The organism is uncultured Ruminococcus sp. (assembly GCF_946415235.1).
Classification (GTDB): Bacteria; Bacillota; Clostridia; order Oscillospirales; family Ruminococcaceae; genus Ruminococcus.
Window position 1 is genome coordinate 1 of sequence record NZ_CAMKRR010000176.1, and the last position, 2,656, is coordinate 2,656.

General features: G+C 44.4%; 1 protein-coding gene. It reads right to left on the reverse strand.

Annotation, left to right across the window (positions count from 1 at the left end):
- Positions 1-2,656, reverse strand: a 2,656-nt coding sequence (locus Q0R37_RS15600; protein ID WP_294755543.1) for an LPXTG cell wall anchor domain-containing protein, incomplete at its 5' end; no start/stop codon positions are given.

The following is a 2,656-nucleotide window of genomic DNA, read 5'->3' on the forward strand; positions in this document are numbered from 1 at the left end:
TTATTCTTCGCTTTCCTTACGGCGCTCAAGGACCTTTGACAGCAGTGCAGCTGCCGAACCAAGAACTATCAATAAGAATGCAGCGAATGCGATAAACATATTCGTCATCGAATTATTTCCTGTCTGCGGGAGCGAAACTGCTTCATTTGCTGAATTTGTTCCCTCGCCCGTCTTGGGATCGATCGTATAGGTATCAAGTACATTTCCTGCTTTGTCCTTGAGAGTGATCTCAAGCTGACCGTCAGATGTGGTTTTTACTTCTGCATCTTCAACGCGAATTGATGTTCTGCCCTGATAATCCATGACAGCCATTTTGATTATCTCTTCATCGGAAGCGATATTTGCAGATGAAGTCGTTGTGGATGCAGCAGAAGTTGTTGTCGCGGTTGTTGTGGTAGTAGTTGTCGTTGTTGTGGTGGTTGTTGTTGTCGTTGTTGTGGTGGTGGTTGTTGTCGTTGTTGTTGCTTTGCTTGAAGTCGTTGAAACTGATGTGACATCAGTTGTTGTTACAACAGGACCATTTCCGCTGAGATCGTAATTCTGTCCGCTCAGATCGGTGACCTTGCCCTTTGCAACGAGCTTGCAGCCTTCCTTTACGTTTATTACCGTATCGGGAGTTATAAGTACGTCTACATATTCGGGTATAGTTACATCGGCTGTTACAGCAACCTTGCCGAACAGTGTGAGCTCTGTGCTCTCCCCTGCCTTTACAGCCTCATCAACAGCAACTCTTATATCAGAATATGCTTCTGCATTGCTGAGCATTGCTGATGCCTCGTGATAGATAGGACAGCAGTCTGTGAGTTCTCCGCATACATCGCATACACGTACTGCAAATCCTGATTTCCCGCTTATCGGAGTACGTATTACTTCAAATCTGCCTGTCGATACACACTGATGTGTTTCTGCACTGCGTATCTTCTGAACTTCTTTAGTACCGTCAGCATACTCGAATACAAGATTTCCGCTTACGCCTTCTTTAAGCGCTTTTATCCTGATGATGTCCTCATCGTCGGGAACAGCAAAACGTCCGTCAGCGTCCACAGTATTGCCGTAGATGTCTGTGATCTCAAATGCACCGCCTGTTGCTGATACGCTTGTTTCGGATGGAGCTCCGCGGCGTGTGTCGATCTCAACATAGATATTTGATATCTTGCGTCCGTGATTATCACAATATATGTAATGATCTTCATGTATATCACTCCATGCTCTGAGCAGTCCATTACCCAACTTTTTGTTTACGTACTCGTTATAGGCAGATTCTACGTCATTTTCATCGCGTATATCGACATTGAAAATAAAGTCATTTCTGAATTTTTCGAGGTCTGTTTCGGGATCTGCCGGTCCGTTGAATATATCTCTCAGTCTGTTTCTTGCAGTATCTGTAACAATATCAACTCTGTTGCCCGAAGGTAAAGACGACGGTGCCTCTATTTTGATAAAATGACTGATAGGTGTCTGCGAACCATAGAAGCCGACATTGATATTCTTTAAAATATGCTCGGTCGGAAGCACGCTGAAGTATGTTGCATACTCGCTTCTTACCAGATCGTTCCGGAACAGCTCGGGATCATTCTTGAGCAGATCGAAAAGCAGTCTTTCGTTGGCATCAAATATTTCTGCCGAAATGTACTGCTCATAGATAGATTTCCAAAGATCCTTAACTGTTATTTCGAGAGTAACTGAATTATCCGCACCGGGCAGAAGCTCATGAACACGCAGCCTTTCACCGTTTCCTGTCAGCTGAAGGACTTCTCCCTTCGATTTATCAAATTCAAAATCCATTCCGAAAAGATCATAGGAATTCCTCAATATTGCCCTTGAGACCTGCATTTTTCTGTCCACAGCACACTCAAGATCATAGATCGGCTTGTCGGAAATATTGGTAAGCTTTATCTTGATAGCATAATCCTTTTTGTAATAAGAATACTTCGGAAGGATCACATCCATATGAACAGCGTCATTTGCATAAACCCTGAACTTCTCTTTTGTGGAGAACTGTCTGTATAACGGATCATTTGGATCGTCGTTCTTGAGTGCCGAAAAATCAGCCGTCAGACCATATTCTCCAGCAACGTCTCCGCGGAGATACCAGTGAGCAACTTTTGAGGCGTTTGCACTCAGGTCATCTATGCTCTGCTCACGTTCACTGTTAACAAGAGTCAGTCCGTCAGGATAATTGAGCTTTGCCTTGCATTGGGTAAGTATTCCTCCGCCTGTGTTGATAACAAGAAGCTGTACATCATAGAACTCCTTAAGCCATCTGCAGTTTCCGTCTACGAAGAGATACATTTCTTCATCGACAGTCTCCGCATGGTAAACATATGCACCAAGGGCATCAATGAACGTACCGCCGCTGAAGCCTGAGTCAAGACCTGTATCATCGTTCTTGAGCTCTATGATATTTCCGTCCGCAAGCGCGAAAAGTATCTTGCTGCCTAACTTAGCTCCCGTAGAGCTGTAAACAACATCCCTCTGGATTACAACTCCCGCAGTATCGTATTCAGCTTCGATAGAATACCTGAAGCCGTTGTAGTTTTCTTCACCGCTGATGTCAATGCCCGAGCTTACTATATCTTCATCGGTCATTGGAATTACTTCGAGCTTGCCTGCCACCATAGGCGGCTTTGTGGTAGTTGTAGTCGTTGTAGTAGAT